We start from the raw sequence: 16,211 nt of genomic DNA, 5'->3' as shown, positions 1-16,211 counted from the left end.
GTAAATATTTTTTTGCTCATATAGTTCATCTCTCCTAATGATATTTATTCTATTATACATAAAAGTACCCCATAGAATAGGCTTTTTTTAATTGTCTATTCTATAGGGTACATTTTATTTATTTATTTAGGCTTTTATTATTAAAAAATTCGGTATATATCAGAATACTCTCCAATAAAATATACAAAAATTAAAAGGAGAGAAGTGCATTGTTTAAGAAAAAGTTTTTAAAAAAGGTGATTTCAACCATTGTAATTACGGGAGTTATGGTTACTGGAGTATCATTAAATGGTGCAACAAAGGCATCAGCAATTACTACAAATAAGCCTCCAAGTCATGTAATAGTAGGATACTGGCATAACTTCAATAATGGTTCAGGAGATTTAAAGCTTAGGGATGTATCTAATAACTTTGATGTTGTTAATATTTCCTTTGGAGAACCAACATCTGTTACTTCAGGAGATATTAGATTTACACCATATAATGCTACAGAGGCTGAATTTAAAAGTGATGTTCAATATCTTCAAAGTAAAGGAAAGAAAGTTTTGCTATCAATTGGTGGACAAAATGGTGAAGTTCAATTAACTACAACTGCTGCAGTTGATACCTTCTATAATTCAGTAAGCACTATAATTGACAAATATGGATTAGATGGTTTAGATGTAGATTTTGAAGGACATTCTTTACATTTAGATTATGGCGATAAAGATTTTAAAAATCCAACAACTCCTGTTATAGTTAATACTATAAGTGCGTTGAAGAAGCTAAAAGCTAAATACGGAGAGAACTTTATGTTAACAATGGCTCCAGAAACCTTCTTTGTTCAATTAGGACATACCTATTATGGTGGATTAAATCAATATGTCGATAATAGAGCAGGGGCATTCTTACCAGTAATATATGGATTAAGAGATTCATTAACTTGGCTTCAAGTTCAATATTATAATTCTGGACCGATTAATGACATAAACGGTAAGTCTCAATCAATGGGAAATGCAGAATTCTATGCTTCTTTAGCAGACATGCTTTTAACTGGATTTACAGTAAATAACGATTCAAATTATTTCTTCCCAGCACTAAGACAAGATCAAGTAGTTATTGGGGTTCCGAGCTGTAATAGCGCTGGTGGTGGTTATGTTTCAAATGCTGAACTTCAAAAGGCATTGGATGGATTAATCTATAGTGGAACAGTTGGAAGTTATAAGATTAATAATAAATACCCTAATCTAAGAGGTCTTATGACTTGGTCAATCAATTGGGATAAGTATACTAACAATGATTGGTCAAACTATTTTAGAAGTTATATTAATAAATTAACTCCACCTACAAATACTCTCAGTCCAGCAGTAGTAAGTGCTTCTTCAGTTACAAATAGAAATTACACAGTATCTGCATTAATTCCAGCTTATAATACAGCAACTTCATATAAGATATATGAGGGAACAGCTGTAGTAGCTTCCGGCAACTTAACACCCGGAACTCAAGCACAAACAATTAATTATAATATTACATCAAAAGCATTAGGGATATATAATTACAAAACTGAATTAAGTGATGGAAGTAAAACCGTGGTTTCAAATATAGTTACAGTTACTGTGTCAGACTCAGTACCTAGTACAGAATGGGCTCCTAATCATGCATACACTGCAGGAGATATAGTAACTTATTACGGTGCTACTTATAAATGTCTTCAATCCCATACATCTTTAGTTGGCTGGGAACCTGATAAAGTAGCAGCTTTATGGCAAAAACAATAATGATATAAAGATAAAGAAGAATCCTTATTTGCTTAGGATTCTTCTTTATTTAAAAGAATCGAGTTATCAAAGAAAATTACTTAAAAGAAATAAAACTAAAAAAGGTACTAATACGATAACATAAGTAGTATTAGTTATTTTTCTATTGCCTTTATTATCTAGTTGATTGCTTAAACAAGGTAGTAACCAATTTATAAAAGATACATTCTCCATATATGAATACATTTTTTTATTAAATATAGTAAAAATTCCAAATGAAAAATATAACAATATAGATATACAATATATTATAAATAGCCAGTATAGGCTGGGAACATCATAAAAATGCTGTAACCAGTTAGTCAAAACTATTTTAGCTGGGAGAATTAGAATAAATCCAACACAAGAGGAGAGTATAACACTTATAACCTTTGAAGGAATAATTCTTTTAATTGAAAATACTGCGTATTGTAATATTCCGAAGTATGGCTGAAAATATTTTTTATATGTTTCAAAAAGTGAGGAATTCCCAATGGGTGGTCCAGTAAAATATGGAGGTTCAGGATAAACTTCAAAGCTATAATATCTTTTTAATATTATTATATATATATAAGCTATAACCATTGAAAATATCCATAAGAAGGACATTGTGTAGTTATAAATTTTATTGTATTTTAAAGTTTGTTTTTCTTTTCTTTGATTTTCTAAAATCTCATCAATTCTATCTATGTCACTTATTATAAGCTTGTACTCCTTTTCGTAATCAAAATCATCATCCATTTTAATTTACTCCTTGAAATAATATTACTATAATAATTATATGGTAAATACTAGGAGAGGTAAAATGAAATTTACAAGCTTATTGATAGTTGTAAAGGATCTAGAAAGTGAAAAGAAGTACTTAATTTATAAAGACTAAGTACTTCTTTGTTTAGTGAAATTATTCTTCTATGAATTTAGCTAATTCCTTATTAAATCTTTCACGTTCATCATAGAAAGTTGCGTGTCCACTAAATTCAAAAGGTATAAGTTTTGAATCTTTAATAGTCTTATTCTGTACTTCACCTAATTCAAAAGGAACAACTTGATCATGTATTCCATGGATTATTAATGTTGGAACATCTATAGCTTCAAGTTCTGAAAATAATACGTCTTTTATCCAAGTCTTTGAAATTGCAGCAGTGGACCATCCAGCAGCTTGTAATCCTAATTGGAAGAACCAATCTGAAAAAGCTTCACTTGTATGTTGGAAGAAAAACATGTCTCCAAAACCTTTAAGCATTTTTGGACGATCTGTATATGTTCCTTCAATAAGTTGTAAGACAGTTTCTTTATCAAGGCCATAGGGAAAATCCTCCCGTTTAATTAGGCTTGGAGCTGCTGCAGCAAAAAGTGCTAATTTTGATACACCGTGACCTTTATGTCTTCCCATATATTTAACTGCTATAGAACCACCAGTTGAGTGACCAGCTAATATAATATCCTCTAATTCAAGTGCATCTATTACACATCTAACATCGTCTGACAACCTTGCATAATCATAACCATGGAAAGGTTTGTCTGAGTTTCCAAAGCCTCTTGTATCAATTCCTATACACCTATATCCCATCTGGGGAAGCATATCAAATTGATATTCAAATAATTTATGGCTTCCTGGCCATCCATGTATGAAGAGTATAGTCTTATTCCCTTTGGGATTAATATCCTCAACGTAAATTTTTACATCAGGTTCTACCTTCACATAATATCCCATGTACAAACTCCTATAAATTAATAATCATCGGGATATTTTATTCTTTAAAAATAAAAATGTGCTTGTATGCTATTGTATAATTTATAAATAGTATATAATTAATTGTAAGTAATTAATTCCATTATTTATGGTGAAAATATATTTTAATATAAGAATTTAAGGGGGAACTTATGCTTACTATAGGGTATATTGGAAATGGAAAAAGTACTAATAGATATCACCTTCCATTTGTACTACAAAAAAAAAATATTAAAGTGAAAACTATATTTCAAAGAAATCCTAAGCATGAAAGCTGGAGTAGAATTGATGGGGTAAATTATATCTCTGATTTGAATGAACTACTGAATGATAAGGAAATACAATTAGTTGTAGTTTGCACCAATCATGATAGTCACTATGATTATGCAAAACTAGTGTTAGAACATAATAAACATTGTTTAGTTGAAAAGCCATTTATGGAAACATCTGAACAAGCTAAAGAAATTTTTTCTCTTGCAAAGGAGAATGGATTGATTGTTCAAGCTTATCAAAACAGGCGCTTTGATAGCGACTTTTTAACAGTTCAAAAGGTGATTGAAGAAGGAAAGCTAGGAGAATTACTTGAATTAGAAATGCATTATGACTATTTTCGCCCAGAAATTCCAGAAGGAATAACTAACTTTAATCCTACAGGATCGTACTTGTATGGACATGGTTGTCATACTTTAGATCAAGTAATTAGTTATCTTGGAAAACCAGATAATATTCACTATGATGTAAGACAGCTATTAGGTTCAGGGAGAATGAATGATTATTTTGATTTAGACTTATATTACGGAACCTTTAAGGTATCCGTAAAATCTAGTTATTTTAGAGTTAAAGAAAGGCCAAGCTTTGTTGTTTATGGCAAAAAAGGGTGTTTTGTAAAAGAGACAAAAGATCGTCAAGAAGAACATTTAAAGTTATTTTATATGCCTGAGAATGCTGATTTTGGTGTTGATACCATAAAGCATTATGGTACATTGACTTATATAGATGAAGAAGGCATAATTCATGAAGAAAAAGTAAAATCTGTTAATGGTGATTATGGAAGAGTGTATGATGACCTATATGAAGCAATTATAAATGGCAAGAGTAAAACAATAGCTGATGAGCAGACAGTATTATTAATGGAAATACTAGAAACAGGAGTAAAAAATTTAAAGTAGAATAAAGTACTTAGTGTTTTTTCACTAAGTACTTTTTAGTTTAATAAAAAAACAAATTTAATTTAAATATTTAAAAAAATATCATAATATGTTATGTTATTTATAGATATATACATTGACTTGAGGGGAGAAAAAAATGAAGTTAGTTCTAACAACAGATAGATTAGTTGGCGAGGTTTTAGCAAATCCAATTTACACCGAATATGGAGTAATGTTTTTAAATAAAGGAAATAAACTAACCAGAAGTGCTATATCAAAGCTTAAGAAAATGGGCATTATTACTGTGTATATTGAAGATGGAAATGATGAAATTTCACTGCAAGAAATATTGCCTACTCCTATAAAACTTGATGTAATAGCTAGGTTAGCAGAAGTATTTGAAGAAGTAAAAAAGAAAGAGCAAGTAAATCATAATAAGGTGTCGGAAATTGTCACTGATATTATGGATAATATAAGTCTATCAGAAAATGCAACGATGATTAGTAATTTAGCACCAAAGGATGAGACCGTAAAATTAATATTACATTCACTGGATGTTACGCTTTTATCTTTGATGGTAGGCGTTAGTAAAAGGTATGATGAAAGAAAGTTGTTAAATCTAGGAGTAGCAGCAATATTACATGATATTGGGAAGTTATTTGTAGAAGGGCAAAACCACGTAAGAAAAGGTAAAGAAATATTAAAAAGAAATCCGTCAATTCCTGTAACAACATATATGGCAGTATTCTACATGTATGAAAGAGAAGATAAATCAGGACTTTTTGGTGCTACTGGTGATAATGTACATGAATATGCAAAGATCTTAGGTATATGTAATGATTATATAAAAGATATTAAAGGAGAAAATCCAATGCTTCCGCATGTTGCAATTGAAAAAATCACCACTGATGCAGTGAATAAATATGATAAGGAAATTTATAAATATTTTCTTCAATCAGTTTACTGCTATCCGAATGGATTACAAGTAAAACTTAATAATGGACAAGAAGGTGTAGTTGTTATGCAAAATAAGGGATCAACTGCAAGACCTATTTTAGCAGTAAAAAGTGAAAAAGGATATGAGTTCTGTAATTTGGTTCAACCAGATAACTTAACGCTTTTCATAGAAGAAGTAATAATGGAATAATTGAATGAGAGGGTTGATTTTCTAAATGGAAAATCAACCCTCTCATAAGTTATGCTAATTGATGTTGTTTTTGAGCCTTTTTCCATAAATAAGTGGAGTAGCAACAAATAATGATAATGATTAATATAATAAATAAGCTATACCATACTGAAGACAGAACACTATTTCCAAGAAAACTGTAGAGTAACATCATTGGCATATTAGAAATTATTATAGTAATAATAAAATTTCTATAACTTAATCCAGTAGAGCTTGCTAAAAAGCATGCTATATCTGAAGGAGCAATTGGACATAAAATACCTATTGAGAGTATCTTGACATTACTTTTTAATAGCAGTTTATAAAGTTTTGGGTATTTTTTTATAAGATAGCATTGCAAAGATGATCCAAGAAATATCTTTGAAATGAAGTATATAGCAGTTTCGCTTAATATAATTGATATAAGTGTAAGTATGAAGCCTTCCCAAGGATTGAAAATTACACCGCCTAATATCATAAATACTGTACTTGGAATTAAAGCTAATATTCTTACAGAGGATAAAATAATTAGATTGTTGACAGTTAGAATTCTAAGTATTATAATGATTTTATCTTATATAAGATTAAGTTATTATTTTTTATTAGGAGATATAGAGTTATGGCAGATAAGAAGAGAGAGCTAGCAGCGCCAATTTCATACCTTTTTAGGGTAATTAGTATTAAACTAAAAAATAAAACAGATAGTAGTATTTCAGAATTAGGGTTAAATGGAGAGCAAGGAAGAACAATTGGTTTTATTAATGAGCATGAAGGAATTATTCAAAGAGACTTAGCAGATTTCTTTCATAAGAAAGGTGCGAGTATAACTAGTATACTTCAGGGGCTTGAAAAGAAAGGGTACATTGAAAGAAGAATTCCTAAAGACAATGAGAGAGAAAAACGATTATATGTTATGCCAAAAGGAAAAGAGTTAATCGAAACCTTTAATAAAAGATTTCAGGAAATAGAAGGAGAAGTTACAGAATGTCTTTCTGAAGAGGAAGCTGAAACATTAATGAGATTACTTACTAAGATTAATGAGAATCTGTAATTATTAAAGGTAATATAAATACATTGCTTTTGCAAAATATTTATATTACTAAAGAGTACTCTGATAGTTAGAATTCTAATAGTTAATAATCAAACAATTCAACGGGAGGTATTTTATTATGGAAAATATTAATGAAAAATCAGATCAATTTTATTTAGAAAAAGCACCAATGAGTAAAGCTATAATGCACCTATCAATACCTATGATGCTAGGAATGTCTATAGGAGCAATTTATAATATTATAAATGCATTTTTTATAGGGTTAACACATGATTCAATTATGCTATCAGCTATAACTTTTGGACTACCAATAATGACTTTATTAATGGCATTAGGAAGCATTTGGGGAGTAGGTGGAGGCACATATATTTCAAGATTATTTGGAGCCAAGGAAACTGAAAAAATTAAAAATGTATCTGCTTTTGTACTCTATGGAAGTATGATATTTGGGGTAGCAGTGGCGCTTTTATGTATGATATTTATAAATCAAATAACAAGCTTTGTTGGTGCTGATGTAAAAGCATTTAGTGCAACAAAAAATTATATATCGTTTCTTTTTCTAGCAACACCTTTTCTAGTAGCTAATTTTACTCTTGAACAAATAGTTAGAGGAGAGGGAGCTGCTAAGGAGTCTATGAATGGTATAATCATAGGGACTATAGCTAATTTAATATTTGATGTGCTTCTAATTTTAGTTCTTAATCTTAATGTTATTGGAGCTGCATTAGCTTTTGCAATATCAAATTTATGTTCATTAATTTATTATATTTGGTACCTTCAAACAAAGAGTCCAAACATAGATTTATCTTTTAAATATTTCTCATTTGATAAAAAAATCATGAAAGAAGTTTTTAGTATTGGAATTTCAGATTTTTTAATGACAAGTTTTTTAATAGTTACTTCACTATTACTAAATAATTTTGCAGTACAATATGGTGATAACGTAATTGCTGCATTTGGAGTTTCTCTTCGTATAGTTCAACTCCCTGAGTTTTTATGCATGGGATTATTTATGGGGATTACACCACTAATAGGATATTCATATGGAGCTAAAAATAAAGAGCGTTTAGAAAGTGCAATGAAACAAACTGCTATTGCAATTGCATTAATTGTAGGTGTTTTCTCATCAGCAGTTTATATTTTTAGAAAAGATGTTTTTTCATTATTTGCATCTGATAAAAGCCTAGTAGGTATTGGAATATATATTTTAAGCGTGATGCTTATATCAACTTTATTTAATGGGTTTACTGGGTTAATTACTAGCTATTTTCAAGCAACAGGAAAAGCTAAAAAGGCACTTGTTATGTCTATTTCGCAAGGAACATTATTTATTCCAACAATTATAATTGCTAACTCTTTATTAGGACTTCACGGAATAATTTTTTCAATGACCATTGCAGAGTTTATTACATTTTTATTAGGGATATTGTTATATTTTTATAAAAAGGATCAAGAAGCTGATTTTAATTTAGTGGTTCAAGAATAAGGAGAAATATTTATTATTTTAAAGTGAATCCTCAAATTATGAGGATTCTAATTTTTTGTGATATACTATAGTTATTTGTATGGATTGTAGTAGAGGTAATTAAAATGAAGAATAATAATGAGAATATAAAAATTGAAGTTGTGAATAATGAAAATCTTAGGGCTGATTGTGAAAAATGTTTTGGTTTTTGCTGCGTTGCTTTATACTTTTCATCTTCAGAAGGGTTTCCTGAAAATAAGGATGCGGGAAAACCCTGTATAAACTTGCAGTCAGATTTTCGCTGCAAAGTTCATAATGATCTTAAGAAAAAAGGATTAAAGGGATGTATGGCATATGATTGCTTTGGGTCTGGTCAAAAGGTTGCTCAAATTACTTATGATGGAAATGATTGGAGAAAGAATCCTGAATCGTCTAAAGAAATGTATGAGTGCTTTTTGATTATGAGACAAATACATGAAATGCTTTGGTATTTAACAGAAGCATCATCCAAAGATATATCTATAAGTCTTAAGCTTGAGTTAAAGTCAATGTTAGTTAAGACTGAAGAGCTTACTTTATTAAAGCCGGATGCACTTCTAAAGCTAGATTTAATTATGTATAGAGTTGATGTGAATAATTTACTTAAGAAGGTAAGTGAACTAGTTAGAAATAAATTCTATTCTGTGAAAAAAATTCCTTTAAAAGGTAAGAAAATTTTTGGCGGAGGCTTAGATCTTATTGGTAAAGATCTAAGAAAAAAGGATTTGCGTGGAGAAAATTTAAGCGGTGCTTTTCTTATAGCTGCAAATCTCAGAGGAGTAGATTTAAGTGGAGCAGATTTAATTGGAGCTGATTTAAGAGATACTGATTTTAGCGATGCTGATTTATCAAAAAGTATTTTTCTTACTCAAGGGCAGATAAATGCAGCTAAAGGGAATAGTAGTACCAGACTTCCTAAATCACTTAATAAACCTTCTCATTGGTAGAAGATGTTTAGGACATTTTACTTATTTTTAGGTGGAATGTCCTTTTATTATGTGTAAAAAATAATATAGAAACATTTTTTATATTGTAAGGGTACTTATTTCAATACTAAAATAAGATAAAGTATTAATGTATCGGATGGTGAAAGTATATGAAAGTAGAATACTTGAGTAATGAGAGAATAGATGAATTTATTGAATATTGTAAGAAACATAAAAATGAAGTAGATGAATCTTTCTTATATGATGAAGATTTGAAGGAATTTAAACCTAATGAAGATAACCCAACTTTTATAATTACAAATGAAGAAAATAATATAGTAGCAACAGCATCTTTAGTAATTACTAGTTATTATAGAAAAGGAAAGAGAGCAGCTTTTAGAATATTCCATTCAGAAATCGATGATATAGAATGCTATAAAATGTTAATGGAAGCTGTTGTAAAGCAGGCAAAGACACTAGAGAAAATATTTGTCTTTGTACCTATAATAAATGAAAAACTCATAGGAGTTATGGAAGAGTTAAAGTTCACTATACAGAGATATTCATATTTTCTAGTAAGAAAAGAAATGGAAGTCCCTGATTTTATATTACCAGAAGACTATGAGATTAGACAATTTAGAATAGGAAAAGATGAAGAAACTTGGTGCGAGGTTAGAAATAGCGGCTTCGCAAAGCTTAAAGGTAGTGAAACACCTATGTCTCCAGAAATGGTTAAAGAAATGACTTCAGGTAATAGTTATTTAGATGGGGGACTAATGATACTATATCACAAAGATAGACCTGTTGGAGTAGTTAGAGGCGGTAATGATATATATGAAGGGGTATCAGTTATGGATATAGGACCACTTGCTTTGATTCCAGAATATCAAGGAAGAGGACTTGGAAGAATACTACTTAGAACTGCAATGAAGCTTGCAAAAGAAAAGAATTTTGAGGGGACAGTGCTTTGTGTAAATGCAGACAATGAAAGAGCAAAGAAATTATATATCAACGAAGGCTTTAAGGAAGTTGAAGCAGTTGCTTGTTATGAATATTACCTATAGAAAATCGTTTAAGGAGAACTAATAATGAATACTAGAAATTTTCTAGAATTAAAAGGAGATTTAATTTATTTAAAAAAATTAGATCCAGAATATATTGAAGAATACTGGGATAGCTTCAAAGATAGTAGTATAGAATCAATGATATTTACAGGTTCTACGCTACAATTTAGTAAAGCTAATATTGAAAGATTTTTAGAAGGCATTGTGAATGATAGAAATAGAATTGACTTCTTAATATGCTTAAAGGAGTCAGATATAATAGTTGGAGAAGTTGTTATAAATGAGATGGACATGGGTAATAGAAGCACAAATTTTAGAATTTTAATTAATAAAAAAGAAGATTTTAACAAAGGGTATGGTAGTGAAGCTATGCTTTTGGCATTAAATTATGGATTTGGCATGCTAAACCTTCATCGTATAGAGTTAGAAGCGTTTCCTTATAATGAAAGAGCAATACATGTTTACGAAAAAATCGGATTTGTACGAGAAGGTATAAGGAGAGATGGTTGCTTTTTTAATCATAAATACTATGATGTAATTACCATGAGTATGCTTGAAGAAGATTTTAGAGAAAAATATGAGCATTCCGGAGATTTATTAATATACGAGTAAAAAGATATAATGAGATATATAACATCATTCAACACTTGCAGATAAAGATCACATATGATAAGCTATAACGATGATAAAAGTAAATAAAAACATTACTATATACGAAAAGGCGGTGAAAATTTAGTGGAACTGTATAGAAGTATACAGTGGTTCATTAAATATAATATATGACAAATGATGAAATATATAAACGTATAATGGTTATGCCTAGTGTGAAAAGTGCAATTGCCTTCATAAAAACTAGTGATATAAATAAGGCAGACTTAAGTAAGTTATGCAAGCGATACAATATAGATCTTATTCCAGGAAAAACTACTAAAGAAGATATCATAGATAGATTTGTAAGTGAAACACTTGGTGTTAAATTAAGAAAAAAAGCAATAAATAAATATAATACAAAATAAAAACTGAAGGGATATAAAAATGCTATGAGGAGTTATCTACATAGCATTTTTACATTTGAAAATATCCTTAATTCTCATTGATTATTGGTCTTAATGTTTATTATAAAATTGTAAGTCCCCACCTCTTTAATTCTATGAATACAGATTCCAAGTTTTTTCCCTTTTCTGTTAATTTGTATTCAACCTTTGGAGGCACCTCTGGATAAACTATTCTATTAACTAATCCAAATTTCTCAAGTTCTCTAAGTCTTAGTGATAGGGTCTTAGGACTAATTCCGTCTAAAGAACGCAATAAATCACCAAATCGTATAGTTCCATCCATTAATAAATCTCTTATTATTAGAAAGGTCCACTTACTACCTATAATATCTATTGCCGCTTCTATAGGACATTTCTCAGAAGGGTTTCCACGTTCAAGTTTAATTTCAGACATAAATAAAACTCCTTTCAAGCCTTGATTTATCCATTGCTTACTTTTTTGAAATAATATGAAAAAAATATCACTACTTTTCAAAATATAGTATACAAAATATAATGATATTAATCAAGAAACTTAAATAAAAAGGAGATTAAAATTATGAACACATTTAAAAAATTAACTTTAAAAAATATGGAATTAAAGAACAGAGTTGTTATGCCTCCAATGTGCATGTATTCATCAGATGAGACAGGTAAAGCAGGTGAATTTCACTATAATCATTATGTAACAAGAGCAATTGGAGGAGTAGGACTTATAATACTTGAATCTACAGGAGTAGTTAAAAATGGACGAACTACAGATAAAGATTTAGGAATTTGGAGTGATGAGCATATAGAGAATCTGAAAAAACTTGTGAATGGTGTTAAAAAACATGGTTCTAAGATTGCAATACAACTAAATCATGGAGGAAGAAAATATACTGGAGTTTCAGGTGAAGCGGTAGCACCAAGTGCGATTAAATTTGATAAAGAGAGCATATTGCCGAAAGAGTTAACTAAAGATGAAATTCAAGAAATAATATTAAGCTTTAAAGAAGCAGCTATAAGAGCTGATAAAGCTGGATTTGATGCGATAGAAATTCATGGAGCACATGGATACTTAATCCATCAATTCTTATCTCCATTATCAAACTTAAGAATAGATGAGTACGGTGGAAGTATAAAAAACAGAACTAAATTTTTAAAAGAAATACTAGAAGCAGTAGCAGAAGTTTGGCCAAAAGAAAAAGCAATTTTTCTTAGAGTATCTTCCTATGATTATAAAGAGGGAGGATTAGACTTAAACGCTATGGTTGAGATTATCAATGATGTTAAGGAATATATTGACATAGTGCATGTTAGTACTGGAGGACTAATTCCAGCAGAAATTGAAGTTTATCCAGGATATCAAGTGAATTTTTCAAGTGAGATTAAGGACAGATGTAATATTCCAACAATAGCCGTTGGATTAATTACAGATGTGAAAATGGCAGAGGAAATAATATCAAATAATAGAGCAGATTTAGTTGCGATAGGAAGGGAGCTTTTAAGAAATCCGTATTTTGTATTAAATGAAGCTAAGAGTAGGAATATAAAGGTAGATTATCCAGAGCAATATAAAGGTGCATTTTAAGCAAAATATGCTTAACTTACTTCATAAGTATTTTGGGGGAAAGCTATTTTTAAGCTTTCCCTAAGTCAATATATCAATTGTATGAATTTCTCAAGAAAGGTTTACTATGAACTAATGTTATTACTAGATTTGTTTTTTACATATGAAAGAATCATTATAGTGATAATAATGCAAATGATACCTAACCACTCTATAATTCCTAAAGAAACATGTAACCAAACTACAGATAAAAGTGCAGCTGATAGAGGCTCAACAGAAGACAATATGCTTGCTTCAGTAGGGTCTATATATTTTAAGCTTTCCATATAACAATAAAAAGCAATTAGAGTTCCAAATAAAACTACAAATATAATAGCTAATATAGAATTAACGGACAATGTACCTGAAGTATCCCATGGTTGTTTAACAAAACTAAAGGCAATTCCACCAATTAGCATTCCCCATCCTACAATTACAGTAGAACTATATTTTGCAATTAAAGGTCGAGGTTGTAATGTATAAAATGCAGCTGCAAAGGCAGATAGAATTCCCCAAAACAATGCTAATTTAGAAATTGAAATGTTATGAATATCTCCTTTTGTAATTATAAGAAATGTACCTAACATTGCTAAGGAAATAGCTATGATTTCATGGAGGCTTGGCAACTTTCTACTTCTTATTGCTAAATAGCAGGCAATTACTACTGGAGATAGGTATTGAAGTATAGTAGCAGTTGCTGCATTTCCGTGTTTTATAGCTGCAAAATAAGTATACTGGACAGCTACCATACCCAAAATACTAAAAAGTAGAAGGTTTAATGCTGTATGTTTAGTTTTCCAAACCTTCCATATATCATCAGTACCTTTTAGGAGAGCATATAATAATAAAATTAATCCTGTAACTAATAAACGAATTACAACGAGCCATTCGGGAGTAAATCCTTTTTGTTGAAATAAATATTGCGCAACTGTACCAGATACTCCCCATAGCATTGAACCTATAATTACAAGAATAATTCCCTTTGTTCTCGGCAGAAATTTCACTATGTTTTCACTCACTTTCGTCATTACTAAACTAAAAACTTTTCTATAAAGAATCTCTACTTATTTTATTACTATTTTAACTTTATAGCAATTGTACGATATTGGGTAATATTCCCAAGGGAAAGAAAAAATGATAAAATGTGAGTTAGGTGTATTTATTTATGCTGGGTAAAGGAATAAAAATTTAATATTAAGGAGAATTTATTATGGGAGAAAGAGTAATTAGATTATTTTGGGAGTGCATAAACAATGCGGATTTTGATGGTCTTAGTAAACTATTGCATGATAATGCATATATATGGTTGCCTAACACAAAAGAAGTTTTTAAAGGTAAAAATAAATATATAGAATTTAACAAAAAATATCCTGGCAGATGGTACGTGGATATAGAAAAAATATACGAATGCGGAGAAACTATAATTACAGTAGCTAGAATATTTACTAATGAAAACACTCTAGGACTATACGTAACGTCATTTTTCAAATTGAAAGATGATCTTATAGAAGAAATAACAGAATATTACAGTGAAAATGATGAGCCTCCTAAATGGAGAGTAGAAAAAGCGTTAGCTGAAAGATATTAACATAGAATATGTAATAAAAAACTAAGAGATATAATATCTCTTAGTTTTTTATTATCGTTTCTTTATTGCATTAATAAAAACATCGTAATTAACATTATAAAAATCAGCTAAAGTATTCAAAATTCTTTGGGAAGGAATTTTGTTAGCTTTTGTCTCTAAAATCCATAGATAAGATGCAGATATGCCAGTTAATTCTTCTAAATCGGTAAAAGATAGATTTTTCTTTTCTCTAAGTTCATTCAATAGTGCACTTAATTTATCCATAAATGAAACAACTCCTTTTATAATATATCAGTCACTTTTTATATATTATGTATATTCAGAGTAAAGAAAAAAATGAGAGGTAAAATATAAGCCCTCGAGATATATATGGAAGACTCTATATCTCAAGGGCTGTATATGGGGGTCTTTCTCGTTAAATTTTATTACTATTCTAGATTTTTTGAACAGCTGAACTAACTGTTATTTCTAAAACTCTACTTAAGAATGGAAACTTTTCTTTCATCATATCAAAGTCAGAACCTGACTCAAGATATTTTGCAGTTCCATCAATTACAAATCCGGTACCTTGGTAATCTTTATAACCTAAAACTTCTTTAGTACCTAGTGCTAATTTTACTTTGCTATTTTCATTGATATTTTTTTCAGTTTTACGCATTCCAGCTGCAGGAATTAAAAGCCTTTCATCATCTGTAACAACTATAAATGAGTTCCAAGTGTTAACAATATGTGGTTCATCTGTCCCCCATGATACTATTGAAACCACACCTTCATGTTTTAATACGTCATAAAATTTTTCTGATAGCATTTATAAATCCTCCTAAAAATATATTGAACAACACATAGAAAACAGACAATAGATATATTATAGATAAGTGTTGTCTATAATTATTATATGCGGATATTTTAAAAAAGTCAATATATATTACAGATAAGTATTATCCATGATAAATATTGACTAATAAAAGTTTATGAAGTATTATGTGGGAAGATTATATTTTTATTAGGATGGTGATTTTATTGCAATTTTCAATTGGGGTAGAGTATGCATTACATTGCTTATTATATATGGTTGACATTCCATCAGGTAAATCGGTTGGAATTAAAGATTTAGCGACCTTTCAAGGGGTTTCAGAAACATACTTATCAAAGGTATATACAAAGTTAAGAAAAGCTGGAATTGTAAGATCTATTCCTGGGGTAAATGGAGGATATGAACTTGCACGTAAGGCAGAAGAAATTACATTTTGGGATGTTGTAGAAGCAGTAGAGGGAACATCACATATGTTTCAATGTGCAGAAATAAGGCAAAATGGTATATTGATTGATAAGAATAATATGCCAGATGTAGTTACAAAATGTCCATGTACTATAAAGGTTGTTATGCTTGAAGCAGAAGAACAAATGAGACAATATTTAAAAGGAAAAACAATTGGGTGGTTACATGATCATGTTTTTAGTATCATTCCAGAGGACCAGGGTAAAGCAACGATAGAATGGTTTAATAATCCAGAATCAAGAAAATAGATAAAAGGTAACTCATTTTATTTTGAGTTACCTTTTGCTTTTAAAGGAGAAATTTTAAAATACTATAAAATCCGACAATATATTTCTATATAATCCAAAATATACT

General features: G+C 29.7%; 20 protein-coding genes. 13 read left to right on the top strand and 7 right to left on the bottom strand.

What is annotated here, in order from left to right; genetic code table 11:
* The first annotated feature begins 209 nt into the window (after window positions 1–209).
* Window positions 210–1,757 carry a carbohydrate-binding protein gene (locus JK634_RS01080; RefSeq protein ID WP_202765788.1) on the top strand — a complete coding sequence of 516 codons (1,548 nt, stop codon included), beginning with the start codon at window positions 210–212 and terminating at the stop codon, window positions 1,755–1,757.
* Between the two features lie 66 nt (window positions 1,758–1,823).
* Here JK634_RS01080 and JK634_RS01075 read toward each other — a convergent pair whose 3' ends face one another.
* On the bottom strand, window positions 1,824–2,516 hold the full coding sequence (locus tag JK634_RS01075; protein ID WP_202765787.1) for a hypothetical protein: 693 nt from the start codon (window positions 2,514–2,516) through the stop codon (window positions 1,824–1,826).
* 160 nt (window positions 2,517–2,676) lie between these two features.
* The gene (locus JK634_RS01070; RefSeq protein ID WP_202765786.1) at window positions 2,677–3,489 is read right to left on the bottom strand and encodes an alpha/beta fold hydrolase; all 813 of its coding nucleotides are present in this window, start codon (window positions 3,487–3,489) and stop codon (window positions 2,677–2,679) included.
* Between the two features lie 170 nt (window positions 3,490–3,659).
* Between JK634_RS01070 and JK634_RS01065 the strand changes: the two genes are divergently transcribed.
* Window positions 3,660–4,676 carry a Gfo/Idh/MocA family oxidoreductase gene (locus tag JK634_RS01065; RefSeq protein ID WP_202765785.1) on the top strand — a complete coding sequence of 339 codons (1,017 nt, stop codon included), beginning with the start codon at window positions 3,660–3,662 and terminating at the stop codon, window positions 4,674–4,676.
* Window positions 4,677–4,812: 136 nt separating this feature from the next.
* Window positions 4,813–5,802, top strand: coding sequence for an HD-GYP domain-containing protein (locus JK634_RS01060; RefSeq protein WP_202765784.1), 990 nt, complete (start codon window positions 4,813–4,815; stop codon window positions 5,800–5,802).
* Between the two features lie 49 nt (window positions 5,803–5,851).
* Here JK634_RS01060 and JK634_RS01055 read toward each other — a convergent pair whose 3' ends face one another.
* Complete coding sequence (locus JK634_RS01055; RefSeq protein ID WP_202765783.1) at window positions 5,852–6,298, bottom strand: TVP38/TMEM64 family protein; 447 nt, start codon at window positions 6,296–6,298, stop codon at window positions 5,852–5,854.
* Here JK634_RS01055 and JK634_RS01050 point away from each other — a divergent pair.
* The 7 genes from JK634_RS01050 (at window position 6,207) to JK634_RS01020 (ending at window position 11,381) form a co-directional block, all read left to right on the top strand.
* Window positions 6,207–6,464: a hypothetical protein gene (locus JK634_RS01050; RefSeq protein WP_202765791.1), complete on the top strand. Its 258-nt coding sequence runs from the start codon at window positions 6,207–6,209 to the stop codon at window positions 6,462–6,464. The two genes, JK634_RS01055 and JK634_RS01050, sit on opposite strands and share 92 nt — an antisense overlap.
* Window positions 6,440–6,871 carry a MarR family winged helix-turn-helix transcriptional regulator gene (locus tag JK634_RS01045; RefSeq protein ID WP_202765782.1) on the top strand — a complete coding sequence of 144 codons (432 nt, stop codon included), beginning with the start codon at window positions 6,440–6,442 and terminating at the stop codon, window positions 6,869–6,871. Before JK634_RS01050 ends, JK634_RS01045 begins: the two co-directional genes overlap by 25 nt.
* Before the next feature lie 118 nt (window positions 6,872–6,989).
* Window positions 6,990–8,357 (top strand): MATE family efflux transporter, encoded by a 1,368-nt coding sequence (locus JK634_RS01040; RefSeq protein WP_202765781.1) that lies wholly within the window; start codon window positions 6,990–6,992, stop codon window positions 8,355–8,357.
* Window positions 8,358–8,461: 104 nt separating this feature from the next.
* Window positions 8,462–9,322: a pentapeptide repeat-containing protein gene (locus JK634_RS01035; RefSeq protein ID WP_202765780.1), complete on the top strand. Its 861-nt coding sequence runs from the start codon at window positions 8,462–8,464 to the stop codon at window positions 9,320–9,322.
* A 149-nt stretch (window positions 9,323–9,471) separates the two neighbouring features.
* Window positions 9,472–10,365 (top strand): GNAT family N-acetyltransferase, encoded by an 894-nt coding sequence (locus JK634_RS01030; protein WP_202765779.1) that lies wholly within the window; start codon window positions 9,472–9,474, stop codon window positions 10,363–10,365.
* A gap of 24 nt (window positions 10,366–10,389) precedes the next feature.
* The gene (locus tag JK634_RS01025; RefSeq protein WP_202765778.1) at window positions 10,390–10,977 is read left to right on the top strand and encodes a GNAT family N-acetyltransferase; all 588 of its coding nucleotides are present in this window, start codon (window positions 10,390–10,392) and stop codon (window positions 10,975–10,977) included.
* A 167-nt stretch (window positions 10,978–11,144) separates the two neighbouring features.
* Window positions 11,145–11,381 carry a hypothetical protein gene (locus tag JK634_RS01020; protein WP_202765777.1) on the top strand — a complete coding sequence of 79 codons (237 nt, stop codon included), beginning with the start codon at window positions 11,145–11,147 and terminating at the stop codon, window positions 11,379–11,381.
* 100 nt (window positions 11,382–11,481) lie between these two features.
* On the opposite strand, the gene JK634_RS01015 is transcribed toward JK634_RS01020, so the two are convergent.
* Window positions 11,482–11,814: a winged helix-turn-helix transcriptional regulator gene (locus JK634_RS01015; RefSeq protein ID WP_202765776.1), complete on the bottom strand. Its 333-nt coding sequence runs from the start codon at window positions 11,812–11,814 to the stop codon at window positions 11,482–11,484.
* Window positions 11,815–11,958: 144 nt separating this feature from the next.
* Here JK634_RS01015 and namA point away from each other — a divergent pair, with 144 nt between their 5' ends.
* Window positions 11,959–12,972 (top strand): NADPH dehydrogenase NamA, encoded by a 1,014-nt coding sequence (gene namA / locus JK634_RS01010; protein ID WP_202765775.1) that lies wholly within the window; start codon window positions 11,959–11,961, stop codon window positions 12,970–12,972.
* Window positions 12,973–13,076: 104 nt separating this feature from the next.
* Here the strand turns inward: namA and JK634_RS01005 are convergent, their stop codons facing one another.
* The gene (locus tag JK634_RS01005) at window positions 13,077–14,018 is read right to left on the bottom strand and encodes a DMT family transporter (RefSeq protein WP_202765774.1); all 942 of its coding nucleotides are present in this window, start codon (window positions 14,016–14,018) and stop codon (window positions 13,077–13,079) included.
* A 182-nt stretch (window positions 14,019–14,200) separates the two neighbouring features.
* Here JK634_RS01005 and JK634_RS01000 point away from each other — a divergent pair, with 182 nt between their 5' ends.
* Window positions 14,201–14,578 (top strand): nuclear transport factor 2 family protein, encoded by a 378-nt coding sequence (locus JK634_RS01000; protein ID WP_202765773.1) that lies wholly within the window; start codon window positions 14,201–14,203, stop codon window positions 14,576–14,578.
* Window positions 14,579–14,629: 51 nt separating this feature from the next.
* On the opposite strand, the gene JK634_RS00995 is transcribed toward JK634_RS01000, so the two are convergent.
* Both JK634_RS00995 and JK634_RS00990 read right to left on the bottom strand, forming a co-directional pair.
* Complete coding sequence (locus JK634_RS00995; protein ID WP_202765772.1) at window positions 14,630–14,842, bottom strand: helix-turn-helix domain-containing protein; 213 nt, start codon at window positions 14,840–14,842, stop codon at window positions 14,630–14,632.
* A gap of 169 nt (window positions 14,843–15,011) precedes the next feature.
* Window positions 15,012–15,386, bottom strand: a complete 375-nt coding sequence (locus JK634_RS00990) for a pyridoxamine 5'-phosphate oxidase family protein (protein ID WP_202765771.1) — start codon at window positions 15,384–15,386, stop codon at window positions 15,012–15,014.
* 212 nt (window positions 15,387–15,598) lie between these two features.
* Here JK634_RS00990 and JK634_RS00985 point away from each other — a divergent pair, with 212 nt between their 5' ends.
* Window positions 15,599–16,105 (top strand): Rrf2 family transcriptional regulator, encoded by a 507-nt coding sequence (locus tag JK634_RS00985; RefSeq protein WP_202765770.1) that lies wholly within the window; start codon window positions 15,599–15,601, stop codon window positions 16,103–16,105.
* Window positions 16,106–16,211: the final 106 nt, after the last annotated feature.

The sequence above is a fragment of the Clostridium paridis genome (assembly GCF_016765615.1).
GTDB lineage: Bacteria > Bacillota > Clostridia > Clostridiales > Clostridiaceae > Clostridium_T > Clostridium_T paridis.
This window is presented reverse-complemented; position numbering and strand designations above follow the sequence as displayed.